The sequence below is a fragment of the Dyadobacter flavalbus genome, assembly GCF_006149045.1.
GTDB lineage: Bacteria > Bacteroidota > Bacteroidia > Cytophagales > Spirosomataceae > Dyadobacter > Dyadobacter flavalbus.
The window spans coordinates 372,215-390,705 of the sequence record NZ_VBSN01000049.1 but is presented as its reverse complement, the minus strand read 5'-3'; the positions used below and the strand labels follow the sequence as shown (position 1 = coordinate 390,705).

Here is an 18,491-nt window from a genome sequence, read left to right as displayed (position 1 = left end):
GCCAATGTTTCCGATTCATTTACTTAAACTTGCTTTCATCCAGCCGGAAAAAACGGACGGCGTTATTAAATAAAATATCGCGTTTCTGGTCGAAGGATAAATAAGAAGCATTTTCAATGACCCCGATGGATGTTTCCAGAAGTTTGGGCCATACCATCAGGTCGGTACCATACATGATCCGCTTGCCGAAACCTGCCTGCACAAGCCGCTTTATATAGTTATTTACTTCCTCTAACGGATAACTCCAGATCATACCCGCTATGTCTACATACACGTAAGCATTTGCCCCCATTAAAGCAAGCATTTCATCCATCATAGGATAACCGGCATGCATTACCCACACCTGCAATTTGGGATGACGGGCCAGCAAGTCTTCCAGCAAAAACGGATTTCCCAGTGATGCCCTGTATTTTGGATTGTTGATATTGATGTTGCCATTGCCACCGGTACCCATGTGAATGCCCACCGGAATATTGAGTTTTTCGGCAGCGGCAAAATAGCCGTCCAGCGATTTGTCACTGGGTGAAAATCCCTGATACTGCGGGGCTACTTCGCCCATTACTTTATAAAATCCCTTGGACAATGAATCGGTAAATGCAACGACGGACATCTCCTCGGAAGAACTTATACTGAGGCTGGGAATGACGCGGCCCGGTGCCGCTGCTTTTTGCCAGTTACGGATGATACCTGCATCTCCGCTGGCGATAATGGCCATATTCAGCCGCTTCATGGTGGCAATCAGGGAATCCTGAAATTCTTTATCGGATCTGGCCGCTTTGAGAGGCTGGGCACAATCCGTATTAAAAAGAGGCGGCGCCGGACTGTTCGGGTTAGCGCCGGGCATGTTACTCAAAAACCAGGGACATAAATCGGCGCTGAAAGCCGGATTCACCTTCATCGCATGTACGTGTACGTCAATAATGGGAAGGTGGCTGGTCCCTGCTTTCTGTGCCAGAGAAGAAATACTGAGTATCAGAGCCAGGAATACAGTACCCGGTAGAATTAAATAAATTTTATTCATAAGCGCTGGATCGGATCAGGTGAAAAACGTTGTCAGCTTTGGGATTCCAGCTTAAGAAGATCAAACCGGCAAGGCTTTACCTGTTGTTTGAGTACCTATTATTTTTATTTGAATTTTTGGCAGCGTTACATGGATGCAGCCTGCAATAAAACCGTGTTGTCTTCAAACACGTTTACTTGCCGTTTTAATCTGAACATTTTTGAAAGCATAAATTCAGCTGACAAATAATCCGGGTTGACAATCAACAGAATTTTCAGGTTACCGGCGTCACTGAAGTTGTACCGGCAGATTCGTTTCTGAAGTCTGGGTTCCCGGCATCTTCTGCATGGTTGTGAAACTTTCTGATTTCCTGTAACGGCTCCTGTTTCCTGCGGCCAGATTATCTTTCTGGTTCCTGCGTATGTTTTAACTTTTAACACAGTTATAAATTTCGGTTGATCGTATTCAGCATAATTTTTATTTCAGTATCTTTCAAATTGATAAATAACTTCAACCGGTTTAACGATGTCTGCTTCTCTTCGCAACACAATTGCCTGGATTCTACAAGTATTACTCGGCTTGTTTTTCATTTTTGCAGGCTTTAACAAACTTCGTGACATGTCTGCCACGGTAAACATGTTTGGTAACCTGGGGCTGCCCGGCTTATTAGCCTACGTGGTGGGAGGTGCCGAATTACTGGGCGGCATCGGCCTGCTGGTGCCCCGCCTGACCCGGCTGGCTGCAATGGGCCTGCTTATCATCATGGTTGGCGCCGTATTTATGCATGCAACGAAAATTCCGGGTGGTCTTGCTGGTGGCATTCCGGCTTTGGTGGCCCTGATTCTGCTAGGGGTGCTGTTATGGCTAAGGCAACCGGTGACTCCCGGTACGACCAGAACGGAAAGCTGAAAGAAAAATTAACGAACTTCTGGCTATAAAGGTTATCACCAGAATATTCCCTGTAAAGCGGTACCCGGATAAAAAGTCCGTTTGAGGAACGTGCAACATCCTGCCGGATCTGTAAAAACGGAATAACTGTCAACAGATTTCCGGGGCATGTCAAGAACTTCATGTCTCCGTTTCCTGCTTCAACTACCCGTATACTCCGTACCGGTTACTGGTAAAAAAATGATAAATGTTGAACCCTGACCCGGCGAACTATGGGCAAATATGGCACCGCCATGGTTCACAACTACCTTTTCGCAAATGGCCAGACCGATTCCCGTGCCTTCAAACTCGCTTTTGCTGTGCAGCCGCTGAAACATTTTGAAGATGCGGTCCAAATATTGCTCGTCAAACCCTATGCCGTTATCTGTGACCTCGATTTTGTGATAGCTGGAAGCTGACGTAGATGATCTGGCCCAATCAGGAAGTTCGCTGGCACTTACCTGACCAGCTTTGATTTCAACGACCGGCGGTATGCCCGGACGATGAAATTTGAGCGCATTCGAAATCAGATTCTGGAAAAGCTGGTTCAACTGTGAAGCATCTCCGGCAATCGTTGGCAAGGCACCTGTATAAACCTGCGCTTTTTGCTCGTTAATGGTAAATTCCAGCGTAATCAGTACATCTTTTACCAGATCATCCAATGGAACAAGTGCAGTATGACTCACTTGGGTACTGACGTGCGAAAAATTCAGCAGGTCATTGATCAGCGTTGACATGCGGCCGGCAGCAGACAACATGCGTTCCAGATACAGTATTCCGTTCTTCTCCGAATTGGCGTAGGCGGCTTTCAGGCGATCGCCAAACTGCTGGATTTTGCGCAGCGGTTCCTGCAAGTCATGAGAGGCAATGAAGGCAAACTGTTGCAGGTTATCATTGGATTGTTTCAAGTTGGTGACCATGGATTCCAGCTGTCTGGTGCGTTCCTCAACCCGGGCTTCAAGCTGTATCGTCAACTGGCGATATTTTTGCTCACTGGCCTTTAAAGCCGATTCTGCATGTTTCCGGTCTGTAATATCGGTACATACCGCCAGTAACTGATTAATGCTGCCATCACTGTCCCGTAAAGCTGAAACGCTGTTGTGCACCCAGAATGCCGTGCCGTTCTTGTGAATGTAACGCTTTTCGATATTGAAAGGCTCGCCGGTACGCACCAGATTCATATACAGCTCAACATTTCGTTCTTTATCGTCCGGGTGGGTAAGATCCTGCATTTTCCTGCCCAGGATTTCGGAAGCGTCATAACCCAGCATCTGACAGTATCTTTGGTTGACGAAAGTGAGTGTGCCGTCGTTGTTGCCGCGCGCAAGTCCGGTCATTGCCTGATTAACGATGGCGCTTAACTGCTGCTCCGATTTGCGCAGGTCTGCTTCAAGGCGTGCCCGTTCCACGGCAGCCCACGTACGCTCTGCGGTCTCTTCGGCCAGCGCCACTTCCTGTGCCGTGAAATTCCGGGCCTGCTGAAAATGTACAAACAGAATGGCTATCAGATGGCCTTCTTTAACCAGAGGAACATTCAGCGTAGCACCCAGTTGCAGAACTGCATGCGCCTCTTTTTCATCCGCGGTAAGGTCCGGATTATTGGCAATGTCAGGACGGACCACAGTCTGCCCGGCCATCAGTTGTTCCAGTAAGTCAGCACCATAATCGGCATAACTGTACACGCCTTCCAGGCTTGGAACCTGATGCGTATAATTTTTTGTGACCGCAACCAGTTCTTTGTTTTGCTGGGTTTCTGCGTAGCCTGCACGGTTGGCGCCCAAAAACTCACCCAATGCACGGACTGCCTCAAACTGGATAGCCTGCGGATCGGCCAGTGGCCGGAGCACATCGCTTAAAAGAAGCAGAAAATCCTTGCTTTGTGGACTTGGCTGTAACTGCTTTTGTGCAGGAACCTGGGCGGTTATTTCAGAAAATGTGACCAGCATGCCACCCACTTCTCCTTTTTGAACATATACCGGGCTGTAAACAACTTTAAAATTTCCGGCTGCCGGATTTTCACCGTGTTCTTCTGCATGGACGAAGGAATCGGCCAGAAATGACGCTCCGGTTTGTACACGTTGATAAATTGAAACCAGATCATCCCAGGGTTCAGGCCAGTATTCACGTGCTGACCGGCCAAGTGCATCAGGATGTTTACTTCCGATCAGTTTCCGGTAGCCATCGTTGTAGATCTGGATCAGATCAGAACCCCATAAAACAATGCCGGGCAGTGGAAAAGCCAGGACCGTCTGAACGATGGTCTGCAGGCTTGCGGGCCACAAAGAAACCGGACCAAGGCTGGTTTGAGACCAGTTCAGTGTTCTGCAAACCGTCTGCATTTCCCCTGATCCGGAAAAAAGCAGTATGTTACTACTACTACTGCCGGGTAAATCCTTCATTTAGAATACGTCCTAAAATCTTATGAATGTAAAAATTTTCTAAGGTGCTTCATTAAAAGATTATGCCGCCGGTCATCCTTCATGGAAAGTTGAAAATGCATGACACGAAAGCACTGGTTATTTCTTCTGTGTAATGAAGAAATATTTTGCCGGCAATGGTTATCCGGACTTCATAAGTACCTTCACGGGCAGGCCGGAACAAAAGGAAGCAGGTGTTCGTAAAACAAATAAATTCATTTCCTGCAAAGCGTTGATCTGCATGTGTTCTCATCATCCTGTGTTTATACGTCTGTAACCTAGCCTTGGCAGCAATGCATCCGCAAGTAATGCTGCTGTGCTGATTTGCCCGGTGTGATTTCTGGCATGGCATTTTATTTCAATTTAAAAATAAGACAGAGCAGATGTCGGGACTGCATTATATGCCCAGTTGACAGAATTGCCGGATTGTATTGGCAACCGGGTCAAAGTATTTGTTTCAGAAGGTAACATGATGATGTAAAACTTTACAAAAAATACATTGTTTGACCAATGCTTACGCATTCACTGCCTGTTGCTGAGAAGCGCTGCAAGCGGGTGTCTGGTTTCAGTAGAAAGGTCATGCATGTTTGACGACATCAAGTCCGGTATATCACACTAGCAGATAAAATGAATCCGGTACAGTTACAGCTGCTTTTGCGGCAGTGAGGCAGGCAAAATACGTGATCAGGGCTTAAAAAGTCCTTTTGCTGAAACAGAAAGCCAGGAAACAACCGTAATCCGGATTGCTGTTTTTTTTAATTATATCCGAGCTATTAATTGATAACATAATTTTTAAAGCAAAGCATAGTGCTTATTTGTTTTTTATGCCACATTCAGGACCTATTTTTTTAGTTGAAGACGATGAAGATGATCAATTGCTTATTACACAGGCTTTAAGAGAATTGGGTGTCACAAACCGGGTTATGTATTTTCAGGATGGCGTCGAGATCATCAAATACCTGGGATCAAGCATGCAGCAGCCTTTTCTGATCATCTGCGATATTAATCTGCCATCAATGAATGGCTTGGAAACAAGGGATTACATAGAAAATTCACCGGTTTTAAAAGAAAGATCTATTCCGTTCCTGTTTTTTACAACCTCGGATCATCAACTTACCGTGCAGCAGGCTTACAGGCTTACCGTTCAGGGTTACTTTGTCAAATCCAATAATTACAAGAAGCTTAAAGATGATTTGTCCACTATTTTAAAGTACTGGCAGCTTTGTGTTTTGCCGGAACGATTTGGTTAGTAGGTGGAATTGGGACCGATTGTATCTGTATAAAGTCAGTTTAAAAAGACTTATTGTTCCAATCGTATTGTAGACAAATTTACTAGTTGAAGAAAGATTTTGTGTAAAATACAGGGAATATAATCATCAAACTAGTTCGCAGTGCATATCTGTTTTACAAGCGTGAAAGTTTATAGTATACCGGTATGATAACTTTTCAGGTTTGTCTGAGCCATTTGTTTTAAAGTTTTGGCTGGAAACAGCTGGATTCAGCAGCAAAGGCTGCTGAATTCCTTGCTCTGGCCTGATTATTACTCGTCAACTCCATAGAAGATATTTTGGTTACTCATTAGCAGACTGATCTTCCGGTGAAAAGCATGCGGCCGAATACATTCAAGAAGGACATGTATTTTTAACATAATTCCTGAAAACGAAATGACAAATAAAACCATATTGTATGTTGGTGGTGATGAAGATGACCGTCATCTGGTTACATCCGCGCTGGCAGATGTCGGATGCACAAACGAGGTGATTAACTTTGATAACGGCGAAGCATTGATCGCATATCTTAACAATATCAAAAACAGGCCTTTTTTGATCCTTTGCGACTTTCATCTTCACGGAATGACGGGTATGGAACTGAAAGAAGAAATCAATGCGGATGCCAAACTGAAAAAGTACTCCATTCCGTTTATTTTTCTGTCAGAATCTGTTAACTCCAAGGATGTGGAAGAAGCTTACATGTCACTGGTACAAGGATTCTATGTAAAAGCACCCAGCTACGAGGGCTTGAAAGATCAGCTTGGCTCTATTTGCGGGTACTGGGAACGTGCCGTTTTGCCCGGGCAAAAGGTTTGATTTCAATTCCAGCAGTTATTTTCCTGCCCTTCAAAATGGATTGCCCGGATCAGCAGCTCCTTTCAGCCGCATTCGCGTATTTACTGCACGGAAGGCGGAGGCGTTTTGGTGCCCCAGCTGGTATTGGGCTTTTCACCCATTACAAACGTTAGCGTGCCCCCTTTCATCAATTTATCCCGGTACAGCCAGCAGTTATCAAGCGCGGCTCCGTTGAACCTGGCCGACTGGATGTAAACATTATTTTTTGAATTGTTTTTCGTTTCAATCACCAGTGTTTTCCCGTTGCCCAAAGCAATGGTCACCTTGTCAAACAACGGAATGCCCAGTTCGATGACTGGCCTTAGATCCGTAAAGCCCTTCACATCAAACAGGCCCAGGGCATTCATCACATACCATGACCCAAGCTGGCCCTGGTCTTCATCCTGTCCATAGCCATAACCGTGTATGGGCTCCGTTCCGTAAAATTCACTTCCGATCAGCCTTGTCCACTTCTGGGTTAGCCAGGGTTTTCCGGAGAAGTTGAACAGCCAGCTGGTATGCAGGTTCGGCTGATTGCCATGATTATATATCGAATGGATGCCTGCAAATGCATCAATTGTTTTACCTCCGCCAAAGCCCAGTTTTTCAGATACGGTGAAGATGCTGTCCAGTCTTGAGTTAAACCGGTCTTTACCGATCGCATCAATCAGTCCTGCCGGGTTTTGAGGTACATAGAAAGTATATTGTACCGAGTTGCCCTCCTGAAAACCTCTCCATGGCTGATACGGGTCAAACTTCTCTATGAAGCTGCCATTGGCCCTTTTAGGCTGCATCAGCTTGTTTTCCGGATTGAATAGTTGCCGCCAGCCGTTTGATAATTTGATCAGCTTGTCATAATCCTGAATTTTACCCATTGCCTTGGCCATTTGCGCGGCAGCGAATGCACTGTAACTATACTCCAGAGTATGTGAGCCTGCAAAGTTGGACCCGGTAGAATCGGTGACAAAGTCCTGGCCTTTCTGGTCGAAAAAAGGCACATAGCCGTAGTCTGCAAAAGCTTTCGTATCCAGCTTGCCCGCACCTACAGGACGGTTTTTATAGTTCAGTTCATTGGCTCTTACAGCTTTATAAGCCAGATCCGCATCACAGTTGCGGATGCCTGCCTGATAAGCGCCTGCTATGGCGAGACCGACAAAGTTGGTCCCTACGCCCGATACATATTCGCTGTTGGCAATGCCATCCCCAAACCAGCCTTTATCTTTATAAATCTGTAACTGTGTATTCACAAAGCTGCCGTACCATTCCGGGTAGGCGAGTGCCCACAGTTGGGTGATGTTCCAGAAACCGCCCCAAATTGCATCGGTGTTCATGAATTCGAAGCCGGGGTTTTTGCCTTTCCGGACTGGTAACTGGCCTGTTTTTACGCCGTGTTTCGGGTAAGCGCCGTTCACATCGCTGGCGATCCCTCTGCCCAGCAAGGCATGGAACAGGCCAGTATAAAACTTGATTTTGTCAGGTTCATCCCCATCCTCTACCCGTATTTTGCCTAACTGCTGCTGCCAGGTATTTTGTGCCTGAACCTTTGCCTGCTCAAACGAAAGGCCGCTGGCTTCGGCCATAAAGTTCTGTTTTGCATTGGTCATGGAAGTGTACGACAGGCCGGTTTTAACTTCAACCTTTTCCTTGTCCATGGTTTGATAGTTCAGTACCAGCCCTGCACCTTTGCCTGTTGAACTGTCTTTGTTATTTGTCAGATCATCCGCAGTAAAGGCGGTAACGGAAGTCGGCTTTTTACTGACTTCACCATAAAAGTACATGGCTATCTTACCCTTCGGATCGTATATTTTTACATATTTCGGATATGTAATGACATAGCCTTCAAAGTGGGTATCATCCAGCATTTTTATGCTGGCATCGGTAACTATATCGCTTTCTCCCTGCTTGTTGCCAATATCCAGGATGATATGGGATTGATCGTTCTCAGGAAAAGTATAGCGCTGAAAGCCCACTCTTCTGGTAGCGGTAAGCTCTGCGGTAATGTTGTAATTGTCCAGCAGGACCTTGTAGTAACCGGGTTCTGCCACCTGGTTTTTCCTGTCGAATTTGGAGCGGTAACCCGTCTCAGGCCCTTCCAGATCTCCGGGCCTGGTTTTTATTATACCTGTGGTTGGCATGTAACTTACACCGCCTATCTGCCATTCGTGAAAGTGTACAAAGCCTTCAATTGAATTTTGCCGGGTATCGTAGCCGACCGCTTCCCATCCCGACGGGTTGCCATAATGCCCGTTTGTGGACGGCGCCAGCTTCGCCATGCCATAAGGTACTGCGGCGGGTGTGTAAAAAAACCACCGGCTGTGTGCTGTTCCAATATCAGGATCAACGTATTTGAGAAGACTTTGGCCTTTGCTGACACCGCTTGTTAGCAGCATAACCAGCAAAGCAATGCCCGAACCGAACTGAACTTTCATATACATGTTTTTAAAACAACAACTGTTGCCACCTGAACCGGCAATACCCTTAAAGTCAGCCGTGATTGGTGCCCGGTTCAGCAATCCGGCATATCATATAAGGTAAATGATTTATGTTTTCAGGATGAAGGCAAGCATCATGTGTATTCCTGGAATTACTTGCCAGATGGCCATTTTTACATGCAGGCTGTGCTAAAAACATGACGCATAACACAGGTTTATAAACCAGTATCACTGTTATCGTTTGCCAGCAATCTTGTGACTTTGGTAAATCCGATAACCTCGCCTGAATCATTGTGAATGGCAGTAATCAGTATGCTGCCCCAGAACCTGGAACCGTCTTTTCGCAAGCGCCAGCCTTCGTTCTTTGCAACACCGGACATTACTGCTTGTTGGATCAGGCTTTCAGGCACTTTATTCACCAGGTCAGGATGTGTATAAAACACGCTGAAATTCTTGCCAATAATCTCGTGGGCCTTATAGCCTTTCAGGATTTCGGCTCCTTTATTCCAGTTCTCCACATTGCCGTTCCTGTCCAGCAGCAAAATGGCATAATCTTCAATTTCTTCCACCATTTTGTTGAAACGCAGTGCTTTGATATCTTTTTCAGCCAGGGATTCCTTGACAATCTCATGGATTCTCTGGTCGAGCGTATTGGTAGCCTCAGAGATCATATGGATCCATTCCTCGTTGACTTCCTGATAACCGTCCTTGATCAGATTTACAAGCGCCATAATCGATGTCAGCGGCTGCCGGATGTTATGCGACTGAATATAGGCTATTTTTATCAGAGACTCATTTTTTGCCTTGATATCCTGCATTTGCTTTTCTAGCAATTGCCTGCTTAGTTCCAGTTCCATCAAAAATACAACCTGCCTTGCAAGAACAGTCAGGGTACTTTTCTGTATTTCATCCAGATTGCCCGGCGTGACATCAAAAAGACAAAGCGTTCCCAGTTTTAACCCGCTGCCAAGTGCCAGCGGTGCTCCGGCATAAAACCGTACGTTTGGGTCCTGGTGCACCAGATCATTGTCATCAAACCTGTGATCCTGTACAGTATCCGGAATAATCGTCATCTCATCCTGATTGATAGCATACTGGCAGAATGATGTCCTGCGGGGCATAACCTGATGGTTTACCCCTGATCTGACTTTGATCCAGTTTTCATTTTCATCCAGAAGTGTGATCAGCGCCACTGGCTTGTTGCATAATCTGGCAGCCAGATCCACGATATCCTGAAATTCTTTTCGCTTTTCGAAATCAATTTCCAGGAACGAGTGAACTGCTTTTAATCTTTCAACTTCGGTTTTATCCACCGCAATTTCAATTTCCTGATACCGATTCATGAATTATCAAATTACTATTACTATAAAGCGAATTAATTAATTTTGTCAGGAATTTCAAACTGATTTCTTCGATCAGGTAAAAGCCGGTACGGAACTTGGCCGGATAAACCGGCGGTCTGGCAGTGCAGCAGGTGTTTCGGATCATTGCAATTGCATATTCCTGTCTATTTGAGGTTATCCCGGGTAATCAAAGCAGTTTATGTCAGGCAATGACAAAAAATTGGTTTACAGATGTAAAACAGGCCATTTTCAAGGGGCGGAATTCTGGATATGAAAGTTCGTGAGGTGTATGGTTTGCCGGCAGATGCCAGCACGGATAGGAAAATACAATGTCCCGCATTTCGATGCCAAAGATGAGTTGGAAGTGCCGGCTACAGAAACTCAGGTTTGGCCGGTACAAACGATTCAGCATGTTCCGGTTCCATGAAGTCGATACAATTTACTTCGGATGCGTAAGCCGTCGGTGAAAACAAAATGCTGCCGTCAGGAATTTATGAAAGTGCTGAGGTATTTCCTGCCTGTTCGGATCCTGATCCGGCGACAGGATTTTACCATTGCAGTAATATTTTTTGTGCTGAAAAGCCGGGACCGAAACTGAGCATCAGTCCTGTTTCGCCCTGCTTTCTGACCGTACTCATGAATCTTTCAAGAACGTACAGAACGGTGGCGCTGGACATATTTCCGTACTGTTTCAGAACTTCCTTGGTCTCGTTGATGTCTTTACCCGTTTTACCAAACAGTTCTTCCACAACCTGAATGATTTTCTTTCCTCCCGGATGAAAAATCAGGTGATCAACATCCGCAATGTCCAGATTTTGTTTTGCCAGAAACGGATGAATAATGTCAGGAAAATGGGACGCAATGGCATTTGGAACTTCAATATCAAGCACCATCTGCAATCCCGTGTTGGTTAAATTGAAGCCCATCATATGTTCGGCATCGAAAAAATGATACATTTCCTCGGCAACTATCTCCGGGCCTTCGTCTTCTTCACAGGAAGAAAGCAGCACACACGCCGCTCCGTCTCCGAAGATGGCAGCACTCACAATGTTTGCCATGGAAAAGTCATGAAGCTGAAAAGTTGCGCTTGGCGATTCAACGGCAACCACGGCCGCTCTTTTGCCCGGATTGGATTTCAGAAAGTTTTTCGCGTAAATCATGCCGGAAATACCTGCCGCACAGCCCATTTCCGTTACAGGCAAACGAACTACATCCTGACGCATTTCCAGCTTATTGATCAGAAAAGCATCCAGAGAAGGAATCATAATCCCTGTACAACTCACCGTGATCAGGTAATCAATATCTTTTGGTTCCCAGTCTGCTTTATGCAATGCGCTTTCGAGGCATTTTGTTCCGAGCTTGATACCTTCCTTGATGTAGATGTTGTTTTTGTCTTCAAAAGAGGTCGAAGTAAAAACGTCTTCCGGAGACATAATCGAGTATCGTTTGTCTACGGCTGCATTTTCAAATATCTTTTTGACCTTCCGGATAAAACGCTCCTCTTGTCCTGCCAGCCAAATGTCCAGAAATCCAATGATTTCTCCGGTGGTTTTTGAATAATCCGGTATTGCTTTGCTTACTGCTTTGACTTTTACGCTCATACTGTCTTAACGATCCATTGGTACCGGAATGCCCATTTCCACTTGATGCTGTAATTTTTAAACCTGAATTTCTTTGAAAAACGTTCAAGGTCTTCTTTCTTAAATCCCCGCAATATAGAGATTAAACCATCTTTTTCAGACATTTCGTTCAAACCGAACACAAGGCAAAGCGCCTTGAAAAGATAATAGGCGATGGAGCTTCTGTGTAAATCGTTCACTACAAATCCGATTTTCGCCTTTGACAAAGACCCGGAAATCAATTGTTCTATGTCCTGATCACTGAAATGATGCAGTGTCAGTGTACACAGGATGATGTCATATTCATTTTCCGGACTATGTTCTGAAAATATGTCGGAGCATTGGTAACTGATATTCTCGTAAGCTGTGGAAAGTGACCTTGCATAATGAACTGTAAAATCATTGGCATCTATTCCGATCAGCTTCATTTTCAATCCCTGCTTCCGGCCGAAATCTGCAAGCATTCTCAGCATGTCTCCGTTTCCGCAGCCAAAATCCGCAATGGTCAGCACTTTACCGGCATCCAGATCTTTGGTTAACAGCTTGACCCCTTGCAAGGTAACTTTGTTCCCCCCAAGAAGCTGGTTGATATTGGCAATTTTGTCCAGCGCATCTCTTAGTATTTCACCTTCCATGGAAAAGTCATCCATGATTTCTGCCTTATTGCTTCTTCTTGTTGTATTGATGATCATTTAGGATGCTGTTGGAAATAGTTTTTTTATGCCCATACGCATTATTGCCGCATCGGGAATTCATTAAGCGTGCTGAATCAACTGTCGTCAGAATATAGCATTCTGAAGGGGCGCGATACAGCAGGGAATATGTACAACATCCTATAAATATTGATCCAGCCCATATTGGGCGGTCCCGAACTCACCGATGCATAACTTAATCTGAAATTATTTTCGCTCAAAACAGAAAGCAGTAATTCGTAAATTGATTTTGACGCAATAACCGAAAGATCTGCATGCATTCGTTTAAATTACCCCGGAAAATCGGTATAAATATGCTCTGCATTTGTTTTGTAATAAAGTTCAGTGTTCTATTTGTTCAGCAGGAAAAATAGTCAGGTGATCCGAAATAGTGCTAAATGCTTCATTTGAATTTCCTTAAAGAAAACTTTGACTGATGTTTCCATTTTTCGATACATGTTGCCGGCAACGTGATGGAACGATTATTGTCTCCTAACCTGCATATGACGATGATGAACTGAAATTACGGCCGGTGCTTTCTGCTTGGCAGATTATATTATAATGATAAAAGAGTTTGAAGGAAAAGGATATTGGGCATTGATTCTGGGCGGCAGCAGCGGTCTTGGATTTGCAACAGCCCTTGCACTTGCGCAAAAAGGAATGCATATCTGTATCCTGCACCGGAACCCCAGGATGGACATACCGGAACTTGAACAGCAGTTTGGCTTCATCAGAGCTGCCGGTGCCGAACTGATCACCTTTAACCTTGACGTGGTGAAAACAGAAAACAGGGCAGTAGTCTTGTCTGCGCTCCGGGAGCGGCTGGGAACACGCGAGAAGTTGCGCTGCCTGGTCCACAGCATTGCCAAAGGAAACCTGAAATCAATGGTAACGGAACCGCTCCTGTCTTCCGAAGACATGATGATAACTCTCCAGAACATGGCATTCAGTCTGGTCGACTGGGTAGCCGATATTCATCGGGCAGGATTATTTGCGCAGGATGCCAGGGTAATTTCCTTTACGAGCAACGGCTCATCCCGTGCATGGCCCTATTACGGGGCAGTGTCCGCAGCAAAAGCCGCACTTGAAGCAATCAGCCGGCAGATTGCGCTGGAATATGCGCCGTTTGGAATCCGTGCCAACTGCATTCAGGCGGGTGTAACCGATACGCCGTCTCTGCGTAAAATTCCCGGAAATGAGCAGTTGATCAAACATACACAGGACAAAAACCCTTTTAAACGCCTGACTACACCACAAGATGTCGCCGATGTTGTTTACCTGTTGTGTAAAGACGAAGCTGCATGGATAAACGGGGCTGTAATCCCTGTGGACGGCGGCGAAAAAATACAGTAATATGAACCAACAAGAAATACTTGAAGCATTGCCTTATTCCCATCCGTTCCTGTTTGTAGACGAGTTAACAGCAGTCCATGAAAACGGGGCAACTGGGTCGTATACATTCAATCCGGAGCTGGAAATTTATAAAGGCCATTTCAAGGATAAACCTGTAACGCCGGGTGTGATCCTGATCGAGACAATGGCACAGATTGGCCTGGTCTGTCTGGGAATTTACCTGGCAGGGGATGCGGAAGAACAGGAAACTGGCCAGGTTATGCTGACTTCGGCAGCTATCGATTTCCTGAAACCTGTTTTTCCGGGCGAAAAGGTTACGGTTGTTTCTAAAAAGGTGTATTTTAGGTTCAAAAAACTACATTGCACAGTTAGCATGACCAATGCCGCGGGAGAAACCGTATGTAATGGTACACTCTCTGGAATGGTTACTTCAAAGCTCAATGGATAACAGAGTGGTTATTACCGGACTGGGTGTTGTAGCGCCAAATGGTGTCGGGCTGGAAGCGTTTGAATCAGCACTGCGCGCAGGCCGGTCGGGAATCCGGTTCGACAGGGAACTGGAAGAACTTAAATTTTCTTGTCAGATTTCCGGTAAGCCCCAGCTCGGTGAGCCGGACATTGCACCTTATTTCAGCACACTGGAACTCCGTAATTTCAACAGCAAGGGGATCATGTACGGTGTAATGGCCGGTATGGACTCCTGGAAAGATGCCGGATTGCCGCTCTCTGAGAAGGATGAGCCATCGTGGGACTATGGTATGGTATTTGGTTCCGGAACATCCGGAATAGACAGGTTCAGGGAAGCTATCTACGACATCGATGCGCTCAATGTCAGAAGGCTGGGAAGTACCGTTGTGCTTCAGACGATGAACAGTGGCGTATCTGCCTATCTTTCCGGAAAGCTTGGGCTTGGCAATCAGGTGATTACCAATTCTTCAGCATGCAGCACGGGTACAGAAAGCTTGTTAATGGCCTATGAACGCATCCGCAGCGGGAAAGCCAGTGTGGTCCTTTCCGGCGCTACGAGTGACAGCGGTCCTTACATCTGGGGCGGATTTGATGCCATGAAAGTATGTACTTATAAATATAACCAGGAACCTGAACACGGGTCCAGACCGATGAGCAGCAATGCCAGCGGTTTCGTCCCCGGCAGCGGTGCCGGCGCGCTTGTGGTGGAATCACTGGATCATGCACTGGCAAGAGGCGCCCGGATTTATGCAGAAGTGCTGGGCGGACATGTAAATTCCGGCGGGCAACGTGGCAAAGGTTCCATGACCGCACCCAATCCTGTGGCTGTTCAGCGTTGCATCCGGGAGGCACTGCACCATGCAGGTGTTTCGGCAGATGAAGTGGATCTGATCAACGGGCACCTTACTGCAACAGCTATGGACGCTCTGGAAATCCGTAACTGGGTGGAGGCACTCGACAGATGCGGAACGGATTTTCCGCTCATTAATACATTAAAGGGAATGACAGGGCACTGTCTGACGGCCGCAGGAAGCATCGAATGTGTAGCTTCAGTTTTACAGTTATACAGCAATTTTGTATTTCCAAATGTCAACTGTGAAGAGCCGCATCCTGAAATCCTGAATTTGATAGACAGTGAGAAAATTCCGAGGGAAACGTTGAACCGGCAATCGCGTATCCTGATCAAAGCCAGCTTTGGCTTTGGTGATATCAATGCTTGTGTTGTTTTAAAAAAATATGCTGAACCTGATGCTTAAAGAAGATTTGATAAACCGGCTTAAAACTATTGTAAGTCCGTATGCCCAAAACAAGGAAGCGCTGGATTCCATTCATGAAGAGACTGATTTTATCAATGACCTGAAAATAAATTCAGCAAATCTGGTTGATGTCATTCTCGATGTGGAAGAGGCGTTTGATATCGTCATCGATAACGATGCGATGGAAAAGATGCTTACGGTAAAAGCTTCCATGGAAGTTATCGAAGCCAAGCTCAGCGAAAAATGATCGGCAATGACCTTGTCGATCTTCACTGTGCTTCCATCGAAAGCAACTGGGAAAGAAAAGGCTTTCTCGACAAGCTTTTTACAGCCACCGAAAAAGCACATATCCATTCCGGTGCAGACCCGTTTCTGCAGGTATGGAAGTACTGGACGATGAAAGAAGCAGCCTATAAAATATATTCCCGGATGACAGGCATAAGAAATTTTGCGCCGCCGAAACTTTGCTGCACCCCGGGTGAGCACCATTACGGAACCGTACTGACGGATGGTTTGAAATTTTATACCTGTACGGATACTACCGACAATTACATCCATACAACTGCGGCCCTTCATTCCGGTCAGCTGGCTGATATAAGGATTGAAATCATTCATTACCTTGGCGAGATGCCGGCATATGCTTCAAAAAATCCGGCCTGCGTAAGTCACCACGGGCAATATCTCGCCCTGATTTACTGATCCGCATGCTTTTGACCGGCAATCACTACTTTAAAAGTACTTCCAGAATGTGACATGCCTTTTTAGCCAATATGTACAGCAGCTGGTTGATCATTTTCTATTACCAGATATTCACCTGATGTTCTCAATGTATCAATCAGGACAAGATCGTCAGTGATTGTTAATGATCTTTGCTGCGTGTGGCCGGCCACCTGAACAAAGCCATTCACTGCATCTGTTCTTAAACTCTCCGGGCGCACCCATATAGGACTTTGCGTGACATCATCACCGGATGACGAGCCGTTTTTCCCGGCCTGAAACCGGAACCGTTGGGGTTGAAAATAGAATAAATCATTAATAAATTCATCAAGTGGCTGACCAGCATACCCATGTTTTGTCAGCCAGGTATTTGTTACTCCGGCATGAGAAAATAGAAATCCGTTCCGGATATAGGCCATCTGAACCAGTTTTTCCCGGAAAGCTTCGTTGAGCACTTCTTTAATTTCATATTGATTTCCGAACTGAAACCCTGAATACTGTTCGCCTGCTTCGCTCAGGTAGTGAAAATCATGGTTTCCAAACAGGAGCACAACTTTATTCGGATTATTTCTTTTCAATGCAAGTATTTGATTGAAATTGTCAATCTGTTCTTTTGCCAGGACAAGATCCTTGGAGTCAAAATAATCCCCTACAAAAACAATCTTGTCTGCATCTGTTGATTTGATGATCTCTTTCCATGCGTTTCTTCCGTGAATATCGCCTATTGCAATCAGTTTCATATTTGAGTCCTCAGTTAATGTTCCAGCAAGTTGTAATCCGGTTCTGTAATATTTCCGGTCACTGCTATTCTTGTGCCTGACTCATTTTGCGATTTGATTTTTTCATACAGTGCATGAACACACTCCGCTGTTTGTTAGAAGGAATCTGCCTGATGATTAATTCAGCATCCGGTAATCATTTGGCGAAATAATTCGCTGAAAAATGCAGCTGATCGGCGCCGTAACGTACAGGCAGCAGACCAATGGTTTGCGGCTTCTCGGATTGAAAATAATTTTTAACAGGACCTCAAACCTTTCTATAACCGCCGTATTGACGTCTTGCCGGGTAATAATCTGCCGGTAATAAAGCCGTGTGCAATAATTCATTATAAGGAGTTTTCTTCGGCCGGAACGGAAGGGGAGCGGCTGTCGGATTCAAAATCGAGGATGTCCCCCGGCTTGCAGTCCAGCGCATGACAAATCGCTTCCAGGGTGCTGAAGCGAATCGCTTTGGCTTTGCCCGTCTTCAAAATCGAGAGATTGGCAAGGGTAAGGTCTACTTTCTGGGCGAGCTCGGAAAGCGACATCTTCCGTTTAGCCATCATCACATCCAGGTTAACAATTATGGGCATGGTTTAAACGGTTAATTCGTTTTCAAGTTGCATTTCAATTCCCCGCCGGTAAACTTGCGCCAGTGCCAACATAATCAAACCCAGCAACCAGGGGCTGTCCAGTTGAATGTCCACGCTCAGCGATGTTTGGCTGGCGATTGTTATCTGCTTGAAATAAGGTCTGGTTTGTTGCCACAGCGCCAGTTTGATAAGCAGTTCAACGACCGTCTGGCCTAAAAACAGGAAGCCCATTGCAGCAATTCGCCGGGCAATAGCCGGCTGGAAAGGCGAGTCGGCCTGAACCGAGCTAAAAATCCGGCGCAGTAAAAAGAACATCCATAAGGCGCCTGCCAAACCGACCAGTCCCAGAATGCTCATCAACAGACCGGGCCCGGACCGGATCGGGACCTGAAGCTGGCCTGTCTGTTTTTGGGGAGTTAAAAACAATCGAGGTTCTCCGGCGGTCACGATGGTTTTATCGCTCTGCGGTGCCCAGGCTACCGGGACAGATACATAGTTGGGTTGTCCCTCGCCAAGTGGAAAAGGACCGGTTTGTGCGTTCAAAAGTTTCAGGCTGCTCATAGCTGCAAAAATGACCAGAGCGGCCAGCACCAGATAATAGAAAAGGGTAACCAGCCGCTTGACGGCAGGAAATACCCAGTAAGGTGACTTGGTTTCCATGTGCATCGGGATTTTGTTAACTCCACAAAGGAAAGTAAATTTATTGATAATCAATAAATATTTTTTGATAATTAATTAATATTTATTGATTCGGGAGGAGTGTGGTTTTTTGAAAAGGAAATAGGAATTTAGTTGTCTACCTTGCATTTGC

19 protein-coding genes are annotated in these 18,491 nt (G+C 45.7%); 8 read left to right on the top strand and 11 right to left on the bottom strand.

Going from position 1 to position 18,491, the window contains the following annotated elements; all coding sequences use genetic code 11:
- Positions 1–19: 19 nt before the first annotated feature.
- On the bottom strand, positions 20–1,021 hold the full coding sequence (locus tag FEM33_RS17425) for an amidohydrolase family protein (protein WP_139013269.1): 1,002 nt from the start codon (positions 1,019–1,021) through the stop codon (positions 20–22).
- Between the two features lie 125 nt (positions 1,022–1,146).
- Entirely contained in the window at positions 1,147–1,440 is a 294-nt protein-coding gene (locus FEM33_RS17420; RefSeq protein ID WP_139013268.1) for a hypothetical protein, read from the bottom strand.
- Positions 1,441–1,525: 85 nt separating this feature from the next.
- Here FEM33_RS17420 and FEM33_RS17415 point away from each other — a divergent pair, with 85 nt between their 5' ends.
- Positions 1,526–1,909 carry a DoxX family protein gene (locus FEM33_RS17415; protein ID WP_139013267.1) on the top strand — a complete coding sequence of 128 codons (384 nt, stop codon included), beginning with the start codon at positions 1,526–1,528 and terminating at the stop codon, positions 1,907–1,909.
- A gap of 179 nt (positions 1,910–2,088) precedes the next feature.
- On the opposite strand, the gene FEM33_RS17410 is transcribed toward FEM33_RS17415, so the two are convergent.
- Positions 2,089–4,326, bottom strand: coding sequence for a PAS domain S-box protein (locus FEM33_RS17410; protein ID WP_139013266.1), 2,238 nt, complete (start codon positions 4,324–4,326; stop codon positions 2,089–2,091).
- A gap of 842 nt (positions 4,327–5,168) precedes the next feature.
- On the opposite strand from FEM33_RS17410, the gene FEM33_RS17405 reads away from it, so the two are divergent.
- Both FEM33_RS17405 and FEM33_RS17400 read left to right on the top strand, forming a co-directional pair.
- Positions 5,169–5,594, top strand: coding sequence for a response regulator (locus FEM33_RS17405; protein ID WP_139013265.1), 426 nt, complete (start codon positions 5,169–5,171; stop codon positions 5,592–5,594).
- Positions 5,595–6,008: 414 nt separating this feature from the next.
- Entirely contained in the window at positions 6,009–6,431 is a 423-nt protein-coding gene (locus tag FEM33_RS17400; RefSeq protein WP_139013264.1) for a response regulator, read from the top strand.
- An 80-nt stretch (positions 6,432–6,511) separates the two neighbouring features.
- Here the strand turns inward: FEM33_RS17400 and FEM33_RS17395 are convergent, their stop codons facing one another.
- From FEM33_RS17395 to FEM33_RS17380, 4 genes are all read right to left on the bottom strand, one after another.
- Positions 6,512–8,878, bottom strand: a complete 2,367-nt coding sequence (locus FEM33_RS17395; RefSeq protein WP_139013263.1) for a GH92 family glycosyl hydrolase — start codon at positions 8,876–8,878, stop codon at positions 6,512–6,514.
- Between the two features lie 218 nt (positions 8,879–9,096).
- Complete coding sequence (locus tag FEM33_RS17390) at positions 9,097–10,224, bottom strand: GAF and PAS domain-containing protein (protein WP_139013262.1); 1,128 nt, start codon at positions 10,222–10,224, stop codon at positions 9,097–9,099.
- 548 nt (positions 10,225–10,772) lie between these two features.
- Positions 10,773–11,825: a type III polyketide synthase gene (locus FEM33_RS17385; protein ID WP_139013261.1), complete on the bottom strand. Its 1,053-nt coding sequence runs from the start codon at positions 11,823–11,825 to the stop codon at positions 10,773–10,775.
- Entirely contained in the window at positions 11,822–12,535 is a 714-nt protein-coding gene (locus FEM33_RS17380; RefSeq protein WP_139013260.1) for a methyltransferase domain-containing protein, read from the bottom strand. Before FEM33_RS17380 ends, FEM33_RS17385 begins: the two co-directional genes overlap by 4 nt.
- 561 nt (positions 12,536–13,096) lie before the next feature.
- Between FEM33_RS17380 and FEM33_RS17375 the strand changes: the two genes are divergently transcribed.
- From FEM33_RS17375 to FEM33_RS17355, 5 genes are read left to right on the top strand one after another with little or no spacing between them, the layout of a single operon-like run.
- Positions 13,097–13,888, top strand: a complete 792-nt coding sequence (locus tag FEM33_RS17375; protein WP_139013259.1) for an enoyl-ACP reductase FabI — start codon at positions 13,097–13,099, stop codon at positions 13,886–13,888.
- A gap of 1 nt (position 13,889) precedes the next feature.
- Positions 13,890–14,336 carry a 3-hydroxyacyl-ACP dehydratase FabZ family protein gene (locus tag FEM33_RS17370; RefSeq protein ID WP_139013258.1) on the top strand — a complete coding sequence of 149 codons (447 nt, stop codon included), beginning with the start codon at positions 13,890–13,892 and terminating at the stop codon, positions 14,334–14,336.
- Complete coding sequence (locus FEM33_RS17365) at positions 14,329–15,612, top strand: beta-ketoacyl-[acyl-carrier-protein] synthase family protein (protein ID WP_139013257.1); 1,284 nt, start codon at positions 14,329–14,331, stop codon at positions 15,610–15,612. Before FEM33_RS17370 ends, FEM33_RS17365 begins: the two co-directional genes overlap by 8 nt.
- Positions 15,605–15,859, top strand: coding sequence for an acyl carrier protein (locus FEM33_RS17360; RefSeq protein WP_139013256.1), 255 nt, complete (start codon positions 15,605–15,607; stop codon positions 15,857–15,859). The genes FEM33_RS17365 and FEM33_RS17360 overlap by 8 nt, the downstream gene beginning before the upstream one ends.
- Positions 15,856–16,311 carry a 4'-phosphopantetheinyl transferase superfamily protein gene (locus tag FEM33_RS17355; RefSeq protein WP_139013255.1) on the top strand — a complete coding sequence of 152 codons (456 nt, stop codon included), beginning with the start codon at positions 15,856–15,858 and terminating at the stop codon, positions 16,309–16,311. Before FEM33_RS17360 ends, FEM33_RS17355 begins: the two co-directional genes overlap by 4 nt.
- Positions 16,312–16,373: 62 nt before the next feature.
- Here the strand turns inward: FEM33_RS17355 and FEM33_RS17350 are convergent, their stop codons facing one another.
- From FEM33_RS17350 to FEM33_RS17335, 4 genes are all read right to left on the bottom strand, one after another.
- Positions 16,374–17,069: a metallophosphoesterase gene (locus FEM33_RS17350; protein WP_139013254.1), complete on the bottom strand. Its 696-nt coding sequence runs from the start codon at positions 17,067–17,069 to the stop codon at positions 16,374–16,376.
- A gap of 156 nt (positions 17,070–17,225) precedes the next feature.
- On the bottom strand, positions 17,226–17,435 hold the full coding sequence (locus FEM33_RS17345) for a hypothetical protein (RefSeq protein ID WP_139013253.1): 210 nt from the start codon (positions 17,433–17,435) through the stop codon (positions 17,226–17,228).
- On the bottom strand, positions 17,435–17,680 hold the full coding sequence (locus FEM33_RS17340; protein ID WP_139013252.1) for a helix-turn-helix domain-containing protein: 246 nt from the start codon (positions 17,678–17,680) through the stop codon (positions 17,435–17,437). The genes FEM33_RS17345 and FEM33_RS17340 overlap by 1 nt, the downstream gene beginning before the upstream one ends.
- A 3-nt stretch (positions 17,681–17,683) precedes the next feature.
- Positions 17,684–18,340: a DUF2975 domain-containing protein gene (locus FEM33_RS17335; RefSeq protein ID WP_161597177.1), complete on the bottom strand. Its 657-nt coding sequence runs from the start codon at positions 18,338–18,340 to the stop codon at positions 17,684–17,686.
- Between the last annotated feature and the right edge of the window lie 151 nt (positions 18,341–18,491).